General features: G+C 72.2%; 19 protein-coding genes. 4 read left to right on the top strand and 15 right to left on the bottom strand.

Features of this window, described 5'->3' with window-relative positions:
- Positions 1-15 precede the first annotated feature (15 nt).
- Positions 16-1,437 (bottom strand): UDP-glucose dehydrogenase family protein, encoded by a 1,422-nt coding sequence (locus tag ABT369_RS13530; protein WP_350612041.1) that lies wholly within the window; start codon positions 1,435-1,437, stop codon positions 16-18.
- A gap of 188 nt (positions 1,438-1,625) precedes the next feature.
- On the opposite strand from ABT369_RS13530, the gene ABT369_RS13525 reads away from it, so the two are divergent.
- Positions 1,626-2,774, top strand: coding sequence for an acyl-CoA dehydrogenase family protein (locus ABT369_RS13525; RefSeq protein WP_350612148.1), 1,149 nt, complete (start codon positions 1,626-1,628; stop codon positions 2,772-2,774).
- A 238-nt stretch (positions 2,775-3,012) separates the two neighbouring features.
- Here the strand turns inward: ABT369_RS13525 and ABT369_RS13520 are convergent, their stop codons facing one another.
- The 9 genes from ABT369_RS13520 to ABT369_RS13480 all read right to left on the bottom strand — a co-directional run bounded on the left by ABT369_RS13520 (position 3,013) and on the right by ABT369_RS13480 (position 10,058).
- The gene (locus tag ABT369_RS13520) at positions 3,013-3,414 is read right to left on the bottom strand and encodes a PPOX class F420-dependent oxidoreductase (protein ID WP_350612040.1); all 402 of its coding nucleotides are present in this window, start codon (positions 3,412-3,414) and stop codon (positions 3,013-3,015) included.
- A gap of 36 nt (positions 3,415-3,450) precedes the next feature.
- A complete protein-coding gene (locus ABT369_RS13515; RefSeq protein WP_350612039.1) occupies positions 3,451-3,744 on the bottom strand; it encodes a hypothetical protein in 294 nt (97 codons plus the stop codon).
- A gap of 104 nt (positions 3,745-3,848) precedes the next feature.
- Complete coding sequence (locus ABT369_RS13510; protein ID WP_350612038.1) at positions 3,849-4,157, bottom strand: hypothetical protein; 309 nt, start codon at positions 4,155-4,157, stop codon at positions 3,849-3,851.
- Positions 4,158-4,195: 38 nt separating this feature from the next.
- Positions 4,196-4,747 carry a 3'-5' exonuclease gene (locus ABT369_RS13505; RefSeq protein ID WP_350612037.1) on the bottom strand — a complete coding sequence of 184 codons (552 nt, stop codon included), beginning with the start codon at positions 4,745-4,747 and terminating at the stop codon, positions 4,196-4,198.
- A 70-nt stretch (positions 4,748-4,817) separates the two neighbouring features.
- Positions 4,818-5,303 carry a 5-(carboxyamino)imidazole ribonucleotide mutase gene (gene purE / locus ABT369_RS13500; RefSeq protein WP_502891744.1) on the bottom strand — a complete coding sequence of 162 codons (486 nt, stop codon included), beginning with the start codon at positions 5,301-5,303 and terminating at the stop codon, positions 4,818-4,820.
- Positions 5,304-5,332: 29 nt separating this feature from the next.
- Positions 5,333-6,463 (bottom strand): 5-(carboxyamino)imidazole ribonucleotide synthase, encoded by a 1,131-nt coding sequence (locus ABT369_RS13495; protein WP_350612036.1) that lies wholly within the window; start codon positions 6,461-6,463, stop codon positions 5,333-5,335.
- Between the two features lie 107 nt (positions 6,464-6,570).
- The gene (gene abmR / locus ABT369_RS13490; protein WP_350612035.1) at positions 6,571-7,140 is read right to left on the bottom strand and encodes an ATP-binding transcription factor AbmR; all 570 of its coding nucleotides are present in this window, start codon (positions 7,138-7,140) and stop codon (positions 6,571-6,573) included.
- A gap of 131 nt (positions 7,141-7,271) precedes the next feature.
- Entirely contained in the window at positions 7,272-9,242 is a 1,971-nt protein-coding gene (locus ABT369_RS13485; RefSeq protein ID WP_350612034.1) for a thioredoxin domain-containing protein, read from the bottom strand.
- Between the two features lie 66 nt (positions 9,243-9,308).
- Positions 9,309-10,058: a class I SAM-dependent methyltransferase gene (locus ABT369_RS13480; protein WP_350612033.1), complete on the bottom strand. Its 750-nt coding sequence runs from the start codon at positions 10,056-10,058 to the stop codon at positions 9,309-9,311.
- Positions 10,059-10,136: 78 nt separating this feature from the next.
- On the opposite strand from ABT369_RS13480, the gene trpB reads away from it, so the two are divergent.
- Genes trpB through ABT369_RS13465 form a run of 3 tightly spaced genes read left to right on the top strand, consistent with a single transcriptional unit; the run spans position 10,137 to position 12,797 of the window.
- Positions 10,137-11,318 carry a tryptophan synthase subunit beta gene (gene trpB, locus ABT369_RS13475; RefSeq protein WP_350612032.1) on the top strand — a complete coding sequence of 394 codons (1,182 nt, stop codon included), beginning with the start codon at positions 10,137-10,139 and terminating at the stop codon, positions 11,316-11,318.
- Positions 11,315-12,025 (top strand): tryptophan synthase subunit alpha, encoded by a 711-nt coding sequence (gene trpA / locus ABT369_RS13470; RefSeq protein WP_350612031.1) that lies wholly within the window; start codon positions 11,315-11,317, stop codon positions 12,023-12,025. The genes trpB and trpA overlap by 4 nt, the downstream gene beginning before the upstream one ends.
- A gap of 46 nt (positions 12,026-12,071) precedes the next feature.
- Entirely contained in the window at positions 12,072-12,797 is a 726-nt protein-coding gene (locus ABT369_RS13465; protein WP_350612030.1) for a GntR family transcriptional regulator, read from the top strand.
- Positions 12,798-12,817: 20 nt separating this feature from the next.
- Here the strand turns inward: ABT369_RS13465 and ABT369_RS13460 are convergent, their stop codons facing one another.
- From ABT369_RS13460 to mca, 5 genes are all read right to left on the bottom strand, one after another.
- Positions 12,818-13,453, bottom strand: coding sequence for a hypothetical protein (locus ABT369_RS13460; protein ID WP_350612029.1), 636 nt, complete (start codon positions 13,451-13,453; stop codon positions 12,818-12,820).
- Between the two features lie 115 nt (positions 13,454-13,568).
- Positions 13,569-14,183: a TIGR03086 family metal-binding protein gene (locus ABT369_RS13455; RefSeq protein ID WP_350612028.1), complete on the bottom strand. Its 615-nt coding sequence runs from the start codon at positions 14,181-14,183 to the stop codon at positions 13,569-13,571.
- A 112-nt stretch (positions 14,184-14,295) separates the two neighbouring features.
- Positions 14,296-16,941 (bottom strand): putative bifunctional diguanylate cyclase/phosphodiesterase, encoded by a 2,646-nt coding sequence (locus tag ABT369_RS13450; protein WP_350612027.1) that lies wholly within the window; start codon positions 16,939-16,941, stop codon positions 14,296-14,298.
- Positions 16,942-17,165: 224 nt separating this feature from the next.
- Entirely contained in the window at positions 17,166-17,387 is a 222-nt protein-coding gene (locus ABT369_RS13445) for a hypothetical protein (protein WP_350612155.1), read from the bottom strand.
- Positions 17,388-17,391: 4 nt separating this feature from the next.
- Positions 17,392-18,273, bottom strand: a complete 882-nt coding sequence (mca, locus tag ABT369_RS13440) for a mycothiol conjugate amidase Mca (RefSeq protein WP_350612026.1) — start codon at positions 18,271-18,273, stop codon at positions 17,392-17,394.
- Between the last annotated feature and the right edge of the window lie 93 nt (positions 18,274-18,366).

Below are 18,366 nucleotides of genomic sequence, written 5' to 3'. Positions count from 1 at the left end.
CGTTCGGGAGGTTCTCTATGAAACGACCGGGCGCCCCATGCCGCGGTACTCCCAGCCGGCCGCGACCCAGACCGCCTGGTCGAGGCAGTTCCGGCCGTCGATGACCTTCTTCGCGGAGACGAGCGGCGAGAGCGCCTGCGGGTCGGTGTTGCGGAACTCTTCCCACTCCGTGAGCACACAAACGAGGTCGGAGTCGGTGACCGCGTCGGTGAGCGTCTTGGCGTAGGAGACGTCGCCGACCTCGGCCCGGGCCTGCTCCATGCCCTCCGGGTCGTAGACCGTGACCTCGGCGCCGGAGCGGGCGAGCTTGCGCACGACCGAGAGGGCCGGCGAGTCGCGCACGTCGTCGGAGTTGGGCTTGAAGGTCGCGCCCAGCACCGTGATCTTGGTGCCGGCCAGGTCCGGGCCGGCCGGGCCGTAGCCGCGGCCGAGCAGCTCGGCGGAGAGCTGGACGATCTTCTGCCGGCGGCGCTGGTTGATCAGGTCGACCTCGTGCAGGAACCGCAGCGCCTCGCCGACGCCGAGCTCCTGGGCGCGGGCCTGGAACGCGCGGATGTCCTTGGGCAGGCAGCCGCCGCCGAAGCCGACGCCGGCGCGCAGGAACTTGTTGCCGATGCGGGCGTCGTAGCCGATGGAGCGGGCCAGCTGGGTGACGTCGGCGCCGGCCGCCTCGCAGACCTCGGCCATCGCGTTGATGAAGGAGATCTTGGTGGCCAGGAACGCGTTGGCCGCGACCTTCACGAGCTCGGCGGTGGCGAAGTCGGTGACCACGACCGGGACCTCGCGGTCCTCGGTGACGGCGAGGTCGAAGACGCCCTTGTGGGCCGAGTAGAGCATGCCGGTCGCCCACTCGGACTTGACGCCGAAGATGACGCGGTTGGGCCGCAGCACGTCCTCGACGGCCACGCCCTCCTGCAGGAACTCGGGGCTCCAGGCCACCTCGACGCCGAGGTCGACGGTCGAGTGCCGGGCGACGAGCTGCTCGATCCACTCGGCGGTGCCGACCGGGACGGTCGACTTGCCGACGATGAGCGCCTTGCGGGTCAGGTGCGGCGCGAGGTTGGAGACGGCGCTCTCGACGTGGGAGAGGTCGGCGGCCATGCCGTCGGGGCGCTGCGGGGTCCCCACGCAGATGAAGTGGATGTCCCCGAACTCGGCGACCTCTTCGTAGGAGGTGGAGAACCGCAGCCGACCGGCCGACAGGTTCTTGCGCAGCAGCTCGTCGAGGCCGGGCTCGTGGAACGGCACGTCGCCGCCCGCCAGCTTGGCGATCTTGGCCTCGTCGATGTCGAAACCGATCACCTCGTAACCGAGTTCCGCGAAGCAGATGGCGTACGTCGCGCCGAGATATCCGGTGCCCAGGAAGGTCAGCCGGGGCCGCGCCGAACCGGACGGCGGGGCTACGACAGGTGGGGTGCTGGGGTACGCGATGGTCACGCCTTGTCTCCGCTCGATCGAGGTCTGCTCGGCCGACCCTCACCTGGTGGGATCGGGCCGACGTCGCCACGGCGAGGATAGACCCTTGGAAGCTACCGTGCCTCCGGCCATTTCGTTACTCGTCGGTATGCTCACAGCGGCGGGCTACTGAACGCGGGTTCAGTAGCGCTGTGACGAGGGGGTTTGCCGTGTTCGAGGTGTATGCACTGCCCGAGGAGCACATCGCTGTGCGTGAGGCTGTGCGCGCGGTCTGTGACGGCAAGGTCGCACCGAACGCGGCGGCTGCGGACGAATCCAGCGAGTTCCCTCAGGCGTCGTACGACGCGCTGCGTGCATCCGACTTTCACGCGCCGCACATTCCTGTCTCCTATGGCGGCGCCGGAGCCGACGCGCTCGCCACCGCGATCGTCATCGAAGAGGTCGCGCGGGCCTGCGCCTCGTCCTCACTCATCCCGGCCGTGAACAAGCTCGGCACCATGCCGCTGCTGCTGGCCGGCTCCGAGTCGCTGAAGCAGCGCTACCTGCCCGCGGTGGCCCGCGGCGACGCGATGTTCTCCTACTGCCTGTCGGAGCCCGACGCCGGCAGCGACGCAGCCGGAATGAAGACCCGCGCGGTGCTGGAAGGCGACACCTGGGTCCTCAACGGGGTCAAGCGCTGGATCACCAACGCCGGCGTGAGCGAGTACTACACCGTCTTCGCCGTCACCGATCCCACCGCGCGCGCGCGAGGCATCTCGGCCTTCGTGGTCGAGAAGTCCGACGCCGGCGTGAGCTTCGGCGCACCCGAGAAGAAGCTCGGCATCAAGGGCAGCCCGACCCGCGAGGTCTACCTCGACAACGTCCGCATCCCGGCCGACCGCATCATCGGCGCGCCCGGCACCGGCTTCGGCACCGCGATGCGCACCCTGGACCACACGCGCGTGACGATCGCGGCGCAGGCCCTGGGCATCGCGCAGGGGGCGCTGGACTTCGCGCTCGGCTACGTCCAGGAGCGCAAGCAGTTCGGCAAGCCCATCGCGGACTTCCAGGGCATCCAGTTCATGCTGGCCGACATGGGCATGAAGCTGGAGGCCGCGCGCCAGCTGACCTACGCCGCGGCGGCGAAGTCGGAGCGCGGCGACGCGGATCTGACGTATTTCGGCGCGGCGGCGAAGTGCTTCGCCTCGGACGCGGCCATGTCCATCACAACGGACGCGGTGCAGCTGCTCGGCGGCTACGGCTACACGAAGGACTTCCCGCTGGAGCGCATGATGCGCGACGCGAAGATCACGCAGATCTACGAGGGCACGAACCAGGTCCAGCGCATCGTCATGGCCCGCCAGCTGCTGCAGGCCTGACCGATCGCGAGAGGCCGGCCCCGGCGCTCGGCGGCGCGACCGGGACCGGCCTCTGCTGTACTGCCACGACGACCATCTATCTATTTACGTCTTGTGTCAAGTCCGGAATTAACACCCGCGTTACAGACCGGGCGCGCCGCCGTTCTCGTCGGCCGCGTTCACCTGGGTGATTTCGGTCGGCCCGAGGTGAACCCGGGCCCGCCGTGGTGACCCCGCCGTCACCCTGGAGCCGGTTTGCCTACTGGTCGAGGGCGTGCGGCGGCCAGACGTGCCATGCGGCGATGTCGATGATCGCGGTGGTCCGCGGCTGCTCCCGGTTCGCGTAGGGCTTGCCGGTGTAGTGCGTGGCGATGCGGTCGATGTCCACGAGCTCCGGGTCGTCCTTGAGCTCGGCGACGGTGCCGGTGACGGAGATGTGGGTGTACCAGTTCTCCTTGTCGAGCACCGTCAGGCTGACGCGGGGCTCCTGGCGCAGGTAGGCGAGGCGCTTGCGACCGGCGTCCATGTTCACGACGATGCGGCCGTCCTCGAAGAGGTACCAGGTGGCCACCGAGACGGGCTGCCCGTCCTGGCGCACGGTCGCGATGACGGCTGGGTTGGGCTGGGCGAGCAGCCGCTGCAGAGACTCAGGAAGTGTCACGTCTCCACCGTACGATCCCGCCGGCGGGCGCGGTCGCTACCCGATGCGGTCGCGGAGCCAGGCGATGAGCGCCGGGTATTCGCCGAGGATCCGGGCCACGGCCGCGGTGTCCTCGGGCCGCAGGAGCCGCTGCTCGGCGATGCAGGCCGCCTGCTCGGCCAGCAGCCGCTCGGCCTCGGCGTCGTTGCCGCCGGCGACGGCCCGGTTGCGCAGGCGCGCGTAGCACGCGATCGCCTCTTCGACGGCCTCGAGCGCGGCGTCGTAGCGCGCGCTGTCCCGCCGGTTCCACTCGAACGACCCGACCCCGCCGACCGCCGAGTAATCGGACATCGATCCTCCTCACCGTCAACGCGACGCGGTCACTGTACCGCTACGCCATGGCTGCGTGGGGTCACCGATCGAAGTTCGAAAAGCCCGACCTTTTCCGCCCCAGATCAGCGCACCTGACGGCGGGCGTTGATGATTCGCACGAGTCGAATCAAGCGCGGCGCCACGACGAGGATCGTGCCCGCGAGAAGCAGCAGCAGGGTCACCGAGGCCACCCCGGCGACGACGACACCGCTCACCGCGCGGGCCGGCTCGGCGCCGGGAACGGTCCTCGGCGGCGCGGCGGCCGCGCGGCCGAACGCGAGCGCGGAGGCCACGGTGGCACCGCCGACCAGCGCGTGCGCCGTCCACCGGTGGAGCTTGCCGCCCTGGTGCGCCGTCATGCCGTACCCGCCCTCGTCCGCCCGAACCAACACCTCCGATAACGGAAGAAACAGACAAAGAGTTGCGCCGATCAGGCGATGCGGGCCCATTGGCCGCGCTCGGCCAGGTGCAGCACGAGCGCGGCGATGTTCCAGGCGTCGTCCGCGCCGTTGTGGTGGCGCCCCTCGAGGGGCAGGCCCGCCGTCTGCAGGGCGCCGGCCATGCCCTGCCTGCGCAGTCCGTGCGCGTCGGCGAAGACGGCCTTCGCGTTGGTGTGGTCGGAGCCGAAGGGGTACCGCTGCCGCCCCTGACATTGCCGCTCGAACTGCTTGCGGTCGTAGTCGCCCCAGCTCGCCCAGGGCCGCGAGTCACTGCGGTGCACGGTGCGCAGGCGCTCGCACGCCTCGGCGAACGAGAGCCCGGCCGCGGCCTCGGCGGGGGTGATGCCGGTCAGCTCGGTGCAGAACGCGCTGACGGCCGAGCGCGCGGGCCGCACCATGATCCGGTCCCGGTCGACGCGCTCCCGCGCGTCGAGGTCCACGACGCAGACCCCGACCTCGATGATCTCGTTCACCTGCCCGGCGGGCGGCTGCCCGGCCCAGCACGTCGCCTCGACGTCGATCACATTGAGCAGCCGTCCCATGACCGCCGAGGGTAGGCGCGACCGGCCCGGCCGCGCCTCCGGATTATCTCGGTGGCGCCAGTCGGTGCTGCTAATCGGTGATGGGCTCGATCAGCGACGCCGACAGGGCGGCGTCCTTCTCCGCGACCATGGCGCGCAGGGACTCCTGGAAGTCGCGGACCTTGGCCAGCAGCTCCGGGTTCGCGGAGGCCAGAATGCGCACGGCGAGCAGACCCGCGTTGCGCGCGCCGCCGATGGACACGGTGGCGACCGGGATGCCGGCCGGCATCTGCACGATCGACATCAGCGAGTCGAGGCCGTCCAGATATTTCAGCGGTACCGGCACGCCGATCACCGGCAGCGGCGTGGCCGAGGCGACCATGCCCGGCAGGTGAGCGGCCCCGCCCGCGCCCGCGATGATGACCTTCAGGCCCCGGGCCACGGCATCGCCCGCGTAGTCGAGCATCAGGTGCGGGGTGCGGTGCGCCGAGACGACGCGGACCTCGTAGCCGATGCCGAACTCATCGAGGGCGTCGGCCGCGAGCCGCATGACCGGCCAGTCGGAGTCGCTGCCCATGATGACGCCGACCTCGATCACTGGCGCGCTCAATGCTGGTACCCCTCCTCGAGAATGCGGGCGGCCTTGCGAGCCCGTCGACGGCAGTCTTCCAGGTCGTCGCCGAGCACCGTCACGTGCCCGATCTTGCGGCCGGGGCGGACCTGCTTGCCGTAGAGGTGGACCTTGGCCCCGGGCTCCTCGGCGAACAGGTGGTGCAGGCGCTCGTCGATGGACATCCCGCCCGCCTCGCCGCCGAGCACGTTGGCCATGACCACGGCCGGCGCGGTGAGCCGCGTGTCGCCCATCGGGTAGTCGAGCACGGCCCGCAGGTGCTGCTCGAACTGCGAGGTGCGCGCGCCCTCGATGGTCCAGTGCGCGGAGTTGTGCGGGCGCATCGCGAGCTCGTTGATGAGCAGGCGCCCGTCGGTCGTCTCGAACAGCTCGACGGCGAGCACGCCGACCACGCCGAGCCCGGTCGCGATGTCGATGGCGAGCCGCTGGGCCGCGATCGCGAGGTCCTCGTCGAGGCCGGGGGCGGGCGCCAGCACCTCCACGCAGATCCCGCCCTCCTGGACGGTCTCCACGACCGGGTAGGCCGCGACCTGCCCGAGCGGCGAGCGCGCGACGACCGCGGCCAGCTCGCGCTTGAGCGGCACCATCTCCTCGGCGATCACTTCGACGCCGGGCGGCACATCGGCCATCGAGTGCGCGACGAACACGCCCCGCCCGTCGTACCCGCCGGTCACCGTCTTCACGATCACCGGCCAGCCGACCTCGTCGCCGAAGGCCTGGACGTCGCCGTCGGTCCAGCGCGGCATCGGGAGCCCGAGCCCGCCGAGGTGCTCGCGCATGGCCCGCTTGTTCTGGGCGAAGCGCAGCGCGTCGGCGCCCGGCAGCAGGGTGAAGCCCTCGCTCGCCAGCTGCCGGATCAGGTCGCCGGGCACGTGCTCGTGGTCGAAGGTGACCACGTCGCAGCCCTTGGCGAACTCGCGCAGCGCGTCGATGTCGTCGTGGCGGCCGATCCGCACGTCGGCGGCGACGAGCGCGGCGCCGTCGTCGGGCGAGACGGCGAGCACGCGCAGCGACTGGCCGAGGGCGATCGCCGCCTGGTGGGTCATCCGGGCCAGCTGCCCGCCGCCCACCATGCCGACGACGGGAAGTCCGGTTCGGGTGTCCATAGGCTGGCCAGCCTATCGTTCCCGCGTTCGGGCCCGGTGCGCGGACGATATGCCGGGCGCCGAGGCGCCCCGACATATCGCACATCTCGCAGGTGCACCGGGCCCGGTCAGACCGCCGGTCCGCGCTTGCGCAGCTCGTCCACGGACTCCATGGCCTGCCGCAGCTCGGTCAGCCACGTGTCCGCGTGCTGCCCGACGAGCGCCACGCACCACGCGAGCGCCTCGGACCGCGACCGCGCCACGCCTGAGTCGACCAGCGTGTCGAGCACCTGCCGCTCGGCCTGGCGCAGGCGGGTCATCACCGGCGCCGAGTGCGTGGTGAACAGCTCCCGGGCCTCGCCGACCTGCACGCCCCAGGAGACCTTGCGGCGGTAGCGCCGCTCGAGCTGCTGGGCGATGCCGATCCGCTGGTCGCGGGTCGTCTCGCGGAAGCCCGCGATCCGGCCCTGCTCGGCGGCGGCCCGGTCGGCGTCGCTCGCGTCCTCGGCCAGGGCCGGCGCGCTGAGCCGGCCCACGATCAGGATCTCGTCGCGGTCGATGGTCACCTCGGCCGGACCTTGGAACCAGCTCTCCGGCAGCGCCCCGCCGATCCAGGCGGTGGCGTCGTCGGCGGGCGGGGGCTCGCTGCGCGGCCCGCCGCCGCGCCCCCAGGGGGCATCTCCTCGTCGCATCATCATGATTACACGATTACACCGTTACAGCGGTCGGCCAACCGCGAGCGCTACGCTGCCAGCGGAATACCGTGAATGCCGATAAGTCCGAAATATCCGGTGAGGGGCGAGCCGGATATTTCGCGACCCACCTTCGCTCACGCGAGCTTGGCGACCAGGTCCTCCAGCGCGGTGACCGGCGCGTCGCACACGAAGCCGCGGCAGACGTACGCCGTTGCCTGGCCGCCGCGCAGGGGGCGGTCCGACAGCAGCGGCACCCCGGGACGATCGGGCGCGCCGGAGACCACCACGGCGCCGGGCGGGGCGTGCCACCACGCCGCCGCGACCAGCGGGTCCGATGGGTCGGTGGTGGCGATCGCGATCTCGAACGGCCCCGAGCGCAGCGCCTCCCCCGCGGCGCACGCGTAGCCCGTGAACCGCCCGTGCGTGGCCGCCACGACGGAGACCGTCGCGAGGGCGCGCTCGGCCGCCTCGCGGTACGCCGTGTCCGCCGTCAGCGCCGAGAACGTCACGAGCGCCGCGCACACCGCGGACAGCCCGGCCGGGGTGGCGTTGTCGGTGATGTCGGCCGGGCGGGCCACGAGCGCCTCGGCGTCGTCGGCGGTGTCGAAGAAGCCCCCGGACTCGGGGTCGCGGAAGTGCTGAAGCGCCACGTCGAGCAGCTGCCGGGCCAGGTCGAGCCAGCGGCCGTCGCCCGTCGCCTGGTGCACGGCGCAGAACGCCTCGGCGACCGCGCCGTAGTCCTCGAGCACGCCCGCCGGCTCACCGGCCACGCCGTCGCGGGAGACCCGGCGCAGGCGGCCGCCGACGAGATGCGTGCCGGCCAGGAACTCGGCGGTCTCGACGGCCAGCGCAATCGCTTCCGGGTCGCCGTACGCCTTCCCGAACTCGACCAGCCCCGTGATCGCCAGGCCGTTCCAGGCCGCGACCACCTTGCCGTCGCGGGCGGGCTGGGGCCGGATCGTGCGGGCCGCCAGCAGCCGGGTGCGGATGTCGTGCCAGCGCTCGGCGTTCATCGGGTCCTCGGGCAGCTGGAGCACCGACGAGCCGTGCTCGAAGGTGCCCTCCGGCGTGACCTGCAGCAGGTACCGCGCCCAGGCCCCGTCGACCTCGCCGAGCACCTCGTCGAGCTGGGCCGGGGTCCAGACGTAGGTCAGGCCCTCCTCGCCGTCCGCGTCGGCGTCGAGCGCGGAGATGAAGCCGTGCCCGTCGTGCAGCTCCTGCGAGAGGAACGCGACGAGCTCGTGGGCGACCCGGCGGCCGGTCCCGCTGCCGGCGATGCGGTCGAGGTGGGTGTAGACCCGCAGCAGCATCGCGTTGTCGTAGAGCATCTTCTCGAAGTGCGGCACGGTCCAGGTGCCGTCGACGGCGTACCGCGCGAAGCCCCCGGCGAGCTGGTCGTACATGCCGCCGCGGGCCATCCGCTCGCAGGTGTGCCGGACCGCGTCGAGGATCGCCTCCTCCCGCGTGCGCTGGTAGTGGCGCAGAAGGAACAGCAGCGCCATGTGCGGCGGGAACTTGGGCGCGCCGCCGAAGCCGCCGTGCTCCGCGTCGTAGGACTTCATGAGCGAGGTCGCGGCGGCGCGCAGTACCGCATCGTCCATGGGGTTGGACGGCGGACGCTCCGCCACCTTGCGGATGGCCTCGACCACCGCGGCGCCCTGCTGCAGCACGCCCTCGCGCTGGTCGCGCCAGGCGGCCGCGACGGCCTGGACGAGGCTCGCGAACGCCTCGCGCGGGAAGTAGGTCCCGCAGTAGAAGGGCTCGCCGTCGGGCGTGGCGAACACCGTCATCGGCCAGCCGCCCTGGCCGCTCATCGCCTGGGTGGCGGTCATGTAGACGGCGTCGACGTCGGGCCGCTCCTCGCGGTCGACCTTGATCGGCACGGTGAGCTCGTTGACGAGCTTGGCCACGCCCTCGTGCTCGAAGGACTCGTGGGCCATCACGTGACACCAGTGGCAGGCCGCGTATCCGACCGAGATGAGCACGGGCACGTCGCGGCGGCGCGCCTCCGCGAACGCCTCGGGCGACCACTGCCACCAGTCGACCGGGTTGTCCTTGTGCTGCTGCAGGTAGGGCGAGGTCGCCCCGGCGAGACGGTTGGCCATGGGGGTCAGGCTACCCAGGCCGGGTGCGGACATGTACCGATCCGCCGGGCCGCTCGGCGGCGGTCGCTAGGACTGAGCGGCGGCTTCGCCGGAGGCCCGCAGCACGAGCAGGTCGAGGGCGTCGACGACGGGCTGCGTCGGATCGGCGGACCGGAGCCGGGCCAGGCCGCGCGCGTACTCCTCGTCGCCGATCAGCAGGAGCGGGGTGTGGGCCGCGCGGTCGAAGGTGTCGACGATGTGGCCCAGGGTCGGCGCCGTCAGCTGGGGAACGGGTTCGAGGGCCAGGGCGGCGAAGCCGGCGGAAGCGAATCCGCGGGCGACGTCCAACGCGGACGGGAATCGCGTGGCCATCGCGGTCGCGGCCTCCGGGAAGTGCGTGAACAGCGAGATGCCGTCGGGGCGGCCCGCGAACGCCGAGCGGATCAGCACCAGGCCGCCGGGGCGCAGGACGCGGCGGATCTCCGCGGCCGCGGCGGGCAGGTCGGGGAGGTGGTGCACGACGGTGGAGAGCCAGACCGCGTCCACGTCGCCGTCCGGGAGCGGGATGTGCTCGGCGTCGCCCCCGAGGATCGACTCCTGCGCGAGCGCGCGCATCGCGGCGGACGGCTCGATGCCGAGGGGGGTCAGGCCGTACCAACGCCGGAACGCCGACATCCACTGACCCGTTCCGGCCCCGAGGTCGAGCAGGCGCGTCTCGGCGGTGGGGCGCAGGTAGTGCGCGATGCGCTCGCGCCATCCCCGCAACGCGTCGTCGTCGAGGTGCCGTCCGGCGGCGAACGCGGTCGCGGCCCTGGTGTCGTACTCGATGAGCGCCACGGCATCAGTCTGGACATCTCGCGCCCCTCGTGCCACAGTTCTAGAACAGTCACTGTTCTAGAACTGTGGAGGCTCACCATGACTGAGCTGCTCATTCGGCCGCGCCACTCCGTGATGACCGACCCGGGCGCGCTCGGGCGGTTCGGGGAGTACGGCGGGCGGTACGTGCCCGAGTCGCTCATCGGCGCCTGCCGCGAGGTCGAGGACGCGTTCCGGGAGGCGTGGGCCGACCCGGCGTTCCGCGGGCAGCTCGACCGCCTGCTGGCCACGTACGCGGGCCGCCCGACCCCGCTCACGCCCGCGCTGCGGCTCTCCGCCGAGCTCGGGCTGACGGTGCTGCTCAAGCGCGAGGACCTGACCCACACCGGCTCACACAAGATCAACAACGTGCTCGGGCAGGCGCTGCTGGCGAAGCGGATGGGGCGTACGAAGCTCATCGCGGAGACCGGCGCCGGCCAGCACGGCGTGGCCACGGCGACGGCGGCAGCGCTGTTCGGCCTCTCCGCGACCGTCTACATGGGCGCGAAGGACATCGAGCGCCAGGAGCTCAACGTCTTCCGGATGCGCATGCTCGGCGCCGAGGTCGTGCCCGTGCACACCGGGGCCCAGACGCTGAAGGACGCGACCAGCGAGGCGATGCGCGCCTGGGTCGGCGAGGTCGCGACGGCGCACTACTGCATGGGCTCGGTGCTGGGCCCGGCGCCGTACCCGTGGATGGTCCGCGAGTTCCAGCGCGTCATCGGCGACGAGGCCCGGCGCCAGTGCGCGACCGAGCTGCGCGCGGCCGTGCCCGACTACGTGGTGGCCTGCGTGGGCGGCGGCTCGAACGCGGCCGGCACCTTCGCCGGCTTCGTCGACACGCCGGCCCGGCTGATCGGCGTCGAGGCCGACGGCGGAGCGGGCGCGAGCCACGGCCAGCTCGGCGTCCTGCACGGCGTGCGCTCCCTGTTCCTGCAGGACGACGACGGCCAGGTGGCCGAGGCCCACTCCATCGCGGCCGGCCTGGACTACCCCGGCGTCGGCCCCGAGCACGTCCACCTGCGCGACCTCGGCCGGGCCCGCTACGTCACCGTCTCCGACGCCGAGGTCGTGACCGCGTTCGGCCGGCTCGCCCGCACCGAGGGCATCGTCGCGGCCCTCGAGTCCGCGCACGCGCTGGCCTGGGTCATGCGCGGCGAGCTGCCCGCGGGCTCGACGGTGCTCGTCACCGTGTCGGGCCGCGGCGACAAGGACCTCGCGTCGATGCGGGAGGCGTTGTGAAACTGCTGATGCCGTACGTCACCGCCGGCGTGACCTCGTCGTGGACGGACTATCTGACGGCGTTCGCGGACGCCGGGGCCGACTATCTGGAGGTGGGCCTGCCGTTCTCGGATCCGACCCTGGACGGCCCGACGATCCAGGAGGCCACGGAGACCGCGTTGTCCCGCGGCGCGACCCTGGATCGCATCTTGGCCGATCTTGCCGCGGTCTCCGTTTCGGTACCGCTCATCGCCTCCACCTACGCCAACCTCGTGATCCGCTCGGGCGCCGCGGCGTTCTGCGCCCGCCTGAAGGCGGCGGGCTTCACGGCCCTGATCGTGCCGGACCTGCCCCTGGAGGAGTGCGAGGAGGTGGCCGCCCACATCGACCTGATCCTGCTGGCCTCCCCCGCGACTCCGGACGCCCGCCTGGCCGAGATCGGCCGGAGAAGCCGCCACTTCGTCTACGGCGTCACGGTGATGGGCACGACGGGCGAGCGGACGTCGCTGGCCTCGTCCGCCGCCGACCTGGCCGCCCGCCTGAAGCCGCAGACCTCGCTGCCGGTCCTGCTCGGCTTCGGCATCTCGACACCGGCCCAGGCGGCGCAGGCCGCGTCACTGGCGGACGGCGTGGTGGTGGGCGCGGCCCTGATGCGCAGGATCCTCGACGGCGCGAGCGCGGCCGAGGCGGGCGACTACGTTCGCGCCTTGCGGGCGGCGATATCGTAGCGGCCTGCTTGCATCAGGCTTCAGCTTCAGGCTCCAGGAGGACCGGTTGCCCCGCGACGGCGAACCCCGCTACCGCGCCATTGCGACCGACCTGGCCGCGAAGATCCGCAGCGGCTTCTACGCCCCCGGGGCGGCCCTCCCGGCCCAGCGCGACCTGAGCACCGCCTACGGCGTCACCTTGATGACCCTGCGGCAGGCCCTGCGCCAGCTGAGCGACGAGGGCCTGATCGTCCAGCAACCGGGGCGGGGCACCTTCGTGTCCCCGCCCCACCTGGCCTACCGCCTGGGCTCCCTGCGCAGCCTGACCGACGACCTGCGAGACCAGGGCTTCGCGGTGGCCACCACGGTGATCTCGTCGACCCTGACGGACTCGAAGACCTTCGGCGGGCGCGCCCTGCGCCTGGAGCGGGTCCGCACGTTCGCCGGCCGCCCCTCGGTGCACCAGGTGTCGTGGGTGCCGGCCCCGTACGCCACCCCCTTGCTGGAGGTGGACTTCGCGACGACGGCCTTGTACACGGCCCTGTCGAACGCGGGCGTCCCGGTCCTGCGGGCGACGGAGACCGTGAGCCCGGGCCTGCTGGACGCCACGTCGTCGGCGCTGCTGGCCGAGCCCGCGAACACCCCGGTCTTCATCAGCACGCGGCAGACGTACACAGTGGACGACGCGCTGGCGGTGTCGGACCGAGCGGTGATTTTGGGCTCGGCAATGGAGATCCGGGCCGAACGAGCGGCGACGGCCCTGTCCATGACGTGGTCGGGCACGACCCCCTAGAGCCTTCACCCTCGCGGCACTCAGACGTGTCCTCGCAGCGATTCGTCGTACGTCACCACGGGGTTCCCGCCGAGCACCCCCTTGGCCGCCCGCTGAAACGCCGTGGCCTCGCTGGGCCGCCGAAGCTGCACGGCGATCTCCGCACAGCCACTCCCCCCGTCGAGCCGAGCCATCGCCCCCGCCGGCAACAACGCCACGGCATCCGGCTGCCCGGAGGGACGGGCCACAACTCCGACCACGCTCCCCGCCACCCCGCGCCCGCCCCGCGTCACGGTGACCCGGTCCCCGAGCGTCAGCCCCCGCCCGTCCACGGCAAGCATCTCGGCGTCGCCCCGCACCGCCCGCCCTTGCACCAGCGCCGCCCGCTGCAGCCCCGGGCTCCGCACCGCCGTCAGCACCGTCACCTGCTCGAGCTGGAGCCGCCCGCTCGCGATCCCCACGTCGTACAGCGTGTCGTCGCACTCGACGGCCTGCGCCTCCGGGAGCCCGGCGAGCCGCTCGACCTGCGGCGGCGTGAACCGCCCGACGAGCCGCACGTCGGCGCCCCCGGGCAGATCGGCGAACCGGTCGCTCCCCCCGAAGTGATCGAGCACGACAAACGCCCCGACCGCGGCGACCACAAACCCGGCGACCCCGGCCATCCCCCGCCTGCTCACATTCGGTGACGCTAGGGCAACGGAACTCCAACGCCGAGCACCCGCCCGGTGTGTCAGCCCTCGATCACCCGTTGTCTCACATCCGTCCACAGTGGATGCGCATCGGCGGCACCGGTCAGACCGCGGACTCGGCGGTCCAGCGGGGGTCGCGGCCGAGGTAGCGCAGGAGGGTCGCGGTGTCGTCGTCGGAGGGGTCGGCGGGCAGGACCGCGGCGTACGCGCCCCAGGCCCGGAGCGGCTCCACGAGCTCGCGGGCGACCTTCAGCAGGTCGCACGACAGAGCGTTGGTGAGCGGGGAGGGCTGGTCGGTGGCGAGCGCGATGTCCCAGGCGTGCACGGCGGCGTCGAGCGCGCAGGCGCCCGCGCCGAGCCAGCCCGGGAGCTTGCCCTGCGGGAGCGGGGTGGCGACCTCCGTGGCGTCCTGCGCAACGGTGGCCCACGCCGCGACGGAGGCGCGCATGGCCTCGTCGGCGAAGTCGGCGGGGCTGCCGGCCGTGTCGAGGTGGCCCGTCGGGGCGAAGGGGTCGAACGTCGGCCAGCCGGATCCGGTGATCGAGGCGGCGTAGCCGAGCTGGTCGCCGGCCGCGTGCTGGAGGACCTGGGCCACGTTCCACTGGGAGCACGGAGTCGGGCGCGTCCAGTCGCCGGGCCGGACGCCCGCGACGGTGGTGCGCAGGGCGAGGTGAGCCTCGTCCAGCACGGCCCAGGTGCTCGTCAGCTGCTCGTTCATGATTGCGGCTCCCATCGTGTCGCCCTCTCGCTTGCGCCTCCAGTCTATCAGAACGGAATGTTCCATTCCAATAGCCGGGCACGACGGGGAGCCGAAGGAGTCGAGTGGTGGATCAGCCGGTGCCCTCGGCCCTCAGGTGGCGGCGCTGGACCTGGCGGCGCTCGCGCAGGACGGACTGGAGGCTCTCCGGTGACATCGGCGGGTAGAAGAGGAAGCCCTGGGCGGCCGTGCAGCCCAGCTCCGCCAGCCGGGCCCGCTGCTCCGGGTTCTCCACTCCCTCCGCGACCACGCGGAGGCCCATCCGGCGGCCGAGGTCCACCGTGGTCTGGACGATCGCGCCGGCCTTCGGCGAGTCGAGCATCTGGGCGACGAACTCGCGGTCGATCTTCACCTCTTGGACCGGCACCCGGGTCAGGAGCGTGAAGGCGGAGTAGCCGGTGCCGAAGTCGTCCACGGCGAGCTGCACGCCCAGGCGGCGGACGCGCGCCAGGACGTCGTCGATCACCGGGGAGTTGGAGAGCATGACGGTCTCGGTGATCTCCAGGACGAGAAGCTCGGCGGGGAGGCGGTAGCGGCCCAGGAGTTCCTTGATCGTCTCGGGGAGCTGGCGCTCGGCGAGGCTGCGGGCCGAGATGTTCACGGCGACCGGCACGGCCGAGCCGGCCCGGCGCCAGCCCGCGGCCAGGAAGATGGCCTTCTCCAGGACCCAGTGGGTCAGGGGGCCGATGAGCTCGCTCGCCTCCACTGCCGGGAGGAACTGCGCGGGCATCAGGCGGCCCCGGCGGGGATGGCGCCAGCGGATCAGGGCCTCGACGCCGGTGACAGGAGCGGCGCCGGCCGCGAGGGCGATGGCCGGCTGAAGGTCCAGGGTCAGCTGCTCGTCGCCGGTGGTGGCGTTCAGGGCCTCGCGCAGTTCGGCCAGGAGGGCGAGGCGGTCGGTGCTGGCGTCGTCGCGCGCCGGGTCGTACCAGGCGACCGGCTGGCCGCCGTTCTTGGCCTGGTACATGGCGATGTCGGCGCGGCGCAGGAGCTCGGTCAGGTCGGCGGAGCCGGCGGCCGCCACCACCACGCCGATGGAGGTCTCCTTGGACATGACCACACCGTCGATCTCCATGGGCGCCGCGATCTGGGCGCCCAGGCGGCGCGCCCGCTCCACGGCGGCGGCCAGGGCCAGGTCTTCGGCGCCGTCGGCCAGGTCGGTGATGAGGATCGCGAACTCGTCGCCACCCAGACGGGCGTGGAGGTCGGTGGAGGGGTGGCCGTCGTTCGCGGCGGGCGGGTTCGCGGCCGGGTTCGCGGCCGGGTTCGCGGCCGGGTCCGGGGAGTACGACGCGCCGGGGGCCGACCGGGCGAACATGGGCGAGGAGGCGGTCCTGGGGCGCGGGATGACCGGGCCGGAGGGCTGATCCTCGGCCGCGGCGCCCTGGACCCGGCGCGCGATCACCTTCAGGACCTCGTCGCCCGCCGTGTGGCCCAGAGCGTTGTTGACCTCTTTGAAGTCGTTCACGTCCAGGAGGAGCAGGGCCACCGGGGCGCCCGGCGAGCGGGCGGACAGCCGGCCGTTGCCCCTCGCCAGCAGGGCCGCCCGGTTGAGGAGGCCGGTCAGCGGGTCGCGCACGGCGTCGTAGGTCGTGCGCTCGCTCATGGCCCGCAGCTCGTCGTGCGTGATGGCGTCGTGCAGGGCCGCGGCCAGAGCGTCGCCGAAGGTCGCCAGCATCAGGCGGTCCCTCGAGCGCCGGGGCTCCGGGCCGGCCAGCTGGAGCTCGCCCACTGGGACCGAGCCGACCGTCAGGGCTCGGCTCGTGTACGGACCCGGGGGGAGATCGCCGTGGGAGCGGCCGCCCGAGAGGACGATCTTGGCAGCCGGCACACGGAAGAGGCGCACCGCGCCCGCAATGCCGGCCATCGCCGCGTCTCGTTCGTCCAGGCGGTTCAGGTCGCGGGCCACGTCGGCGAACTCGGCCCACGTGCGGCGCTCGTCGTCCTCGCCGATGCGGTTCGCGTAGAACTGGTGCATCAGCCAGAGCACGGGAGGCAGGAGCAGGAGCAGAAAGCCGCTGGTGGCGCAGGCCCAGACGATCACCAGGCCGACCGCCACGTTGCCGATCAGCATGAGCGGGATGCTCGTGGCCATGGACGACACCGTGTCGCGCAGGTCACCGCCGGCGGCGACGATGCGCAGGACCACCAGGGCGAACGTGGCAACGAAGTACACGGCGGCGGCCGCGCACAGGGCCGCGATGAAGCGCGGCGGAAGGCCCTCGCGGGCGGTGCCGTTGCCCCAGATCGCGACCATGACCAGCGTGGCCAGGGCGGCGCCCACGGTCAGGGCCGCCACGCCGTAGATGCTCTCGCGGACGGGGCGGGCGCGGCTCGCGCGGGCGTCGACCAGGTGCAGGGCGGCGTGGGCGGCGGCGAAGCCCAGCAGGGCCACGGGCGGGACGACCTGCGGGGGGAGGTTCGCGAGCAGCACCACGATCGCGGCCTCGCCCCAGGCCAGCCGGGCCAGGCCACCGCCCGCGCGCACGCGCACGCGGGCCAGCTGCGAGACCATCGCCACGGCGGCGCCGGTGAGCACGGCCGACGGTACGGCCGGCAGACCTTCGATGTTGAACCGATTCAACGCGGCGACGACGGCTCCCTCGGGGAGACGCGTGGCGGCCACCAGCGCGGCGACGACGCTCAGCCCGGCGGCCGCGACCATGAGCGCGACGAGCCGGGACGGCAGGGCCCGATGCGCACGCGCCAGGGCGATCACGGCCACCCCCGCGGGGGCGCGGCGGCCCTCTGCCCGGTGGCGATCGGGAGAGACGAGGGCGGGTGTAACGGGGCGCGCGCCATCGCGGTCACCATTGCTCCCTTCCCTGCCTCACAGGGATGCGCGCATGGCGAAGCAAACACGCACCCCGTGAAGGCTAAGCCACGCAGGAAAGGGACAACAGTGGCCAGCGATGCGTTTCTAACTCAGATCGCTGCTACCGACTACTCAGACGATGTGGTCGAGTCGTTCCGGTCCGGGTTCTTGTGGGCGTCCGGATCGGGGAACTCGGCCGGCAGGCGGCGGATCCGCGCGGTCATGTTGCGGATCAGGAACACCGTCGCGATGCCCAGGAGCACGATGATGAGCAGCCCCATGGGGCCGGCCAGGCCCCCGGAGCGGGTGTCGCCGAAGTTGTTCTCGGCCAGGACGGCCAACGCGCTCATACCCTCACCTTACGCCGGTGAAGAGGTCGTCCTCGGGCGTGGTGGTCTCGACGAAGCTCTTGACGAGCTCGTAGTCCTCCGTGGGCCAGATCTTCTGCTGGATCGGCATCGGCACCGCGAACCAGAAGCCGTCCGGGTCGACCTGAGTGGCGTGGGCGCGCAGGGCGTCGTCGCGGACCTCGAAGAACTCGCCGCAGGGGACCTTCGTGGTGACGCGCTGGTCGGGGTCGGGCCGGTCCTCGCCGTCGCGGCGCTCCTGCCACTCCTTGAGCCACTCGGTGTAGGGCGACTCGCCCGTCGCCTCCAGCATGGCCTCGTGCAGGAGCGTCATCCGCTTCCGCGACCAGCCCATGTTGTAGTAGAGCTTCAGGGGCTGCCACGGCTCGCCGGCGTCCGGGTAGCGCGACGCGTCGGCGGCGGCCTCGAAGGCGACCATGCTGACGTTGTGCGTCATCACGTGGTCCGGGTGCGGGTAGCCACCGCGCTCGTCGTAGGTGGTGATGACGTGCGGCTTGAACGTGCGGATGAGCTTGACGAGGGGCTCCGCGGCGACCTCGGGGTCCATGAGCCCGAAGCAGCCCTCGGGCAGCGGCGGCAGCGGGTCGCCCTCGGGGAAGCCCGAGTCGACGAAGCCGAGCCACTCCTGGCGGACGCCGAGGATCTCGCGGGCGCGGTCCATCTCGGCGCGGCGGATCTCGCCGATGTTCTCCCAGATCTCCGGGCGGTCGAGCTTCGGGTTGAGCACGCTGCCGCGCTCACCTCCGGTGCAGGTCACGACGAGGACGTCGACCCCCTCGGCCGAGTATTTCGCCATGGCGGCCGCGCCCTTGCTCGACTCGTCGTCGGGGTGTGCGTGCACCGCCATCAAACGCAACTGCTCGGTCACGAGCTATCCCTCCAGAGAGACCCACCGCGAGGCGAGGAAACGGAACGACCCTATTGTGGTCGGTACCTCTGACAAAAAACGACGAGGACGCAC

It is taken from the genome of Dactylosporangium sp. NPDC000244 (assembly GCF_040300725.1).
Lineage (GTDB): Bacteria > Actinomycetota > Actinomycetes > Mycobacteriales > Micromonosporaceae > Dactylosporangium.
The sequence above is the reverse complement of the archived record's forward strand: the minus strand, read 5'-3'. Positions and strand labels throughout refer to the sequence as shown.

Excerpts from the sequence above, each read along its gene's own strand:
- ABT369_RS13485 (WP_350612034.1), bottom strand. The coding sequence starts at position 9,242 with ATGGCCAACCGTCTCGCCGGGGCGACCTCGCCCTACCTGCAGCAGCAC.
- trpB (WP_350612032.1), top strand. The coding sequence starts at position 10,137 with ATGACTGAGCTGCTCATTCGGCCGCGCCACTCCGTGATGACCGACCCG.
- purE (WP_502891744.1), bottom strand. The coding sequence starts at position 5,303 with ATGGGCAGCGACTCCGACTGGCCGGTCATGCGGCTCGCGGCCGACGCC.
- ABT369_RS13505 (WP_350612037.1), bottom strand. The coding sequence starts at position 4,747 with ATGGGACGGCTGCTCAATGTGATCGACGTCGAGGCGACGTGCTGGGCC.
- abmR (WP_350612035.1), bottom strand. The coding sequence starts at position 7,140 with ATGATGATGCGACGAGGAGATGCCCCCTGGGGGCGCGGCGGCGGGCCG.
- ABT369_RS13515 (WP_350612039.1), bottom strand. The coding sequence starts at position 3,744 with ATGTCCGATTACTCGGCGGTCGGCGGGGTCGGGTCGTTCGAGTGGAAC.
- ABT369_RS13455 (WP_350612028.1), bottom strand. The coding sequence starts at position 14,183 with ATGAACGAGCAGCTGACGAGCACCTGGGCCGTGCTGGACGAGGCTCAC.
- ABT369_RS13495 (WP_350612036.1), bottom strand. The coding sequence starts at position 6,463 with ATGGACACCCGAACCGGACTTCCCGTCGTCGGCATGGTGGGCGGCGGG.
- ABT369_RS13445 (WP_350612155.1), bottom strand. The coding sequence starts at position 17,387 with ATGAGCGCGTTGGCCGTCCTGGCCGAGAACAACTTCGGCGACACCCGC.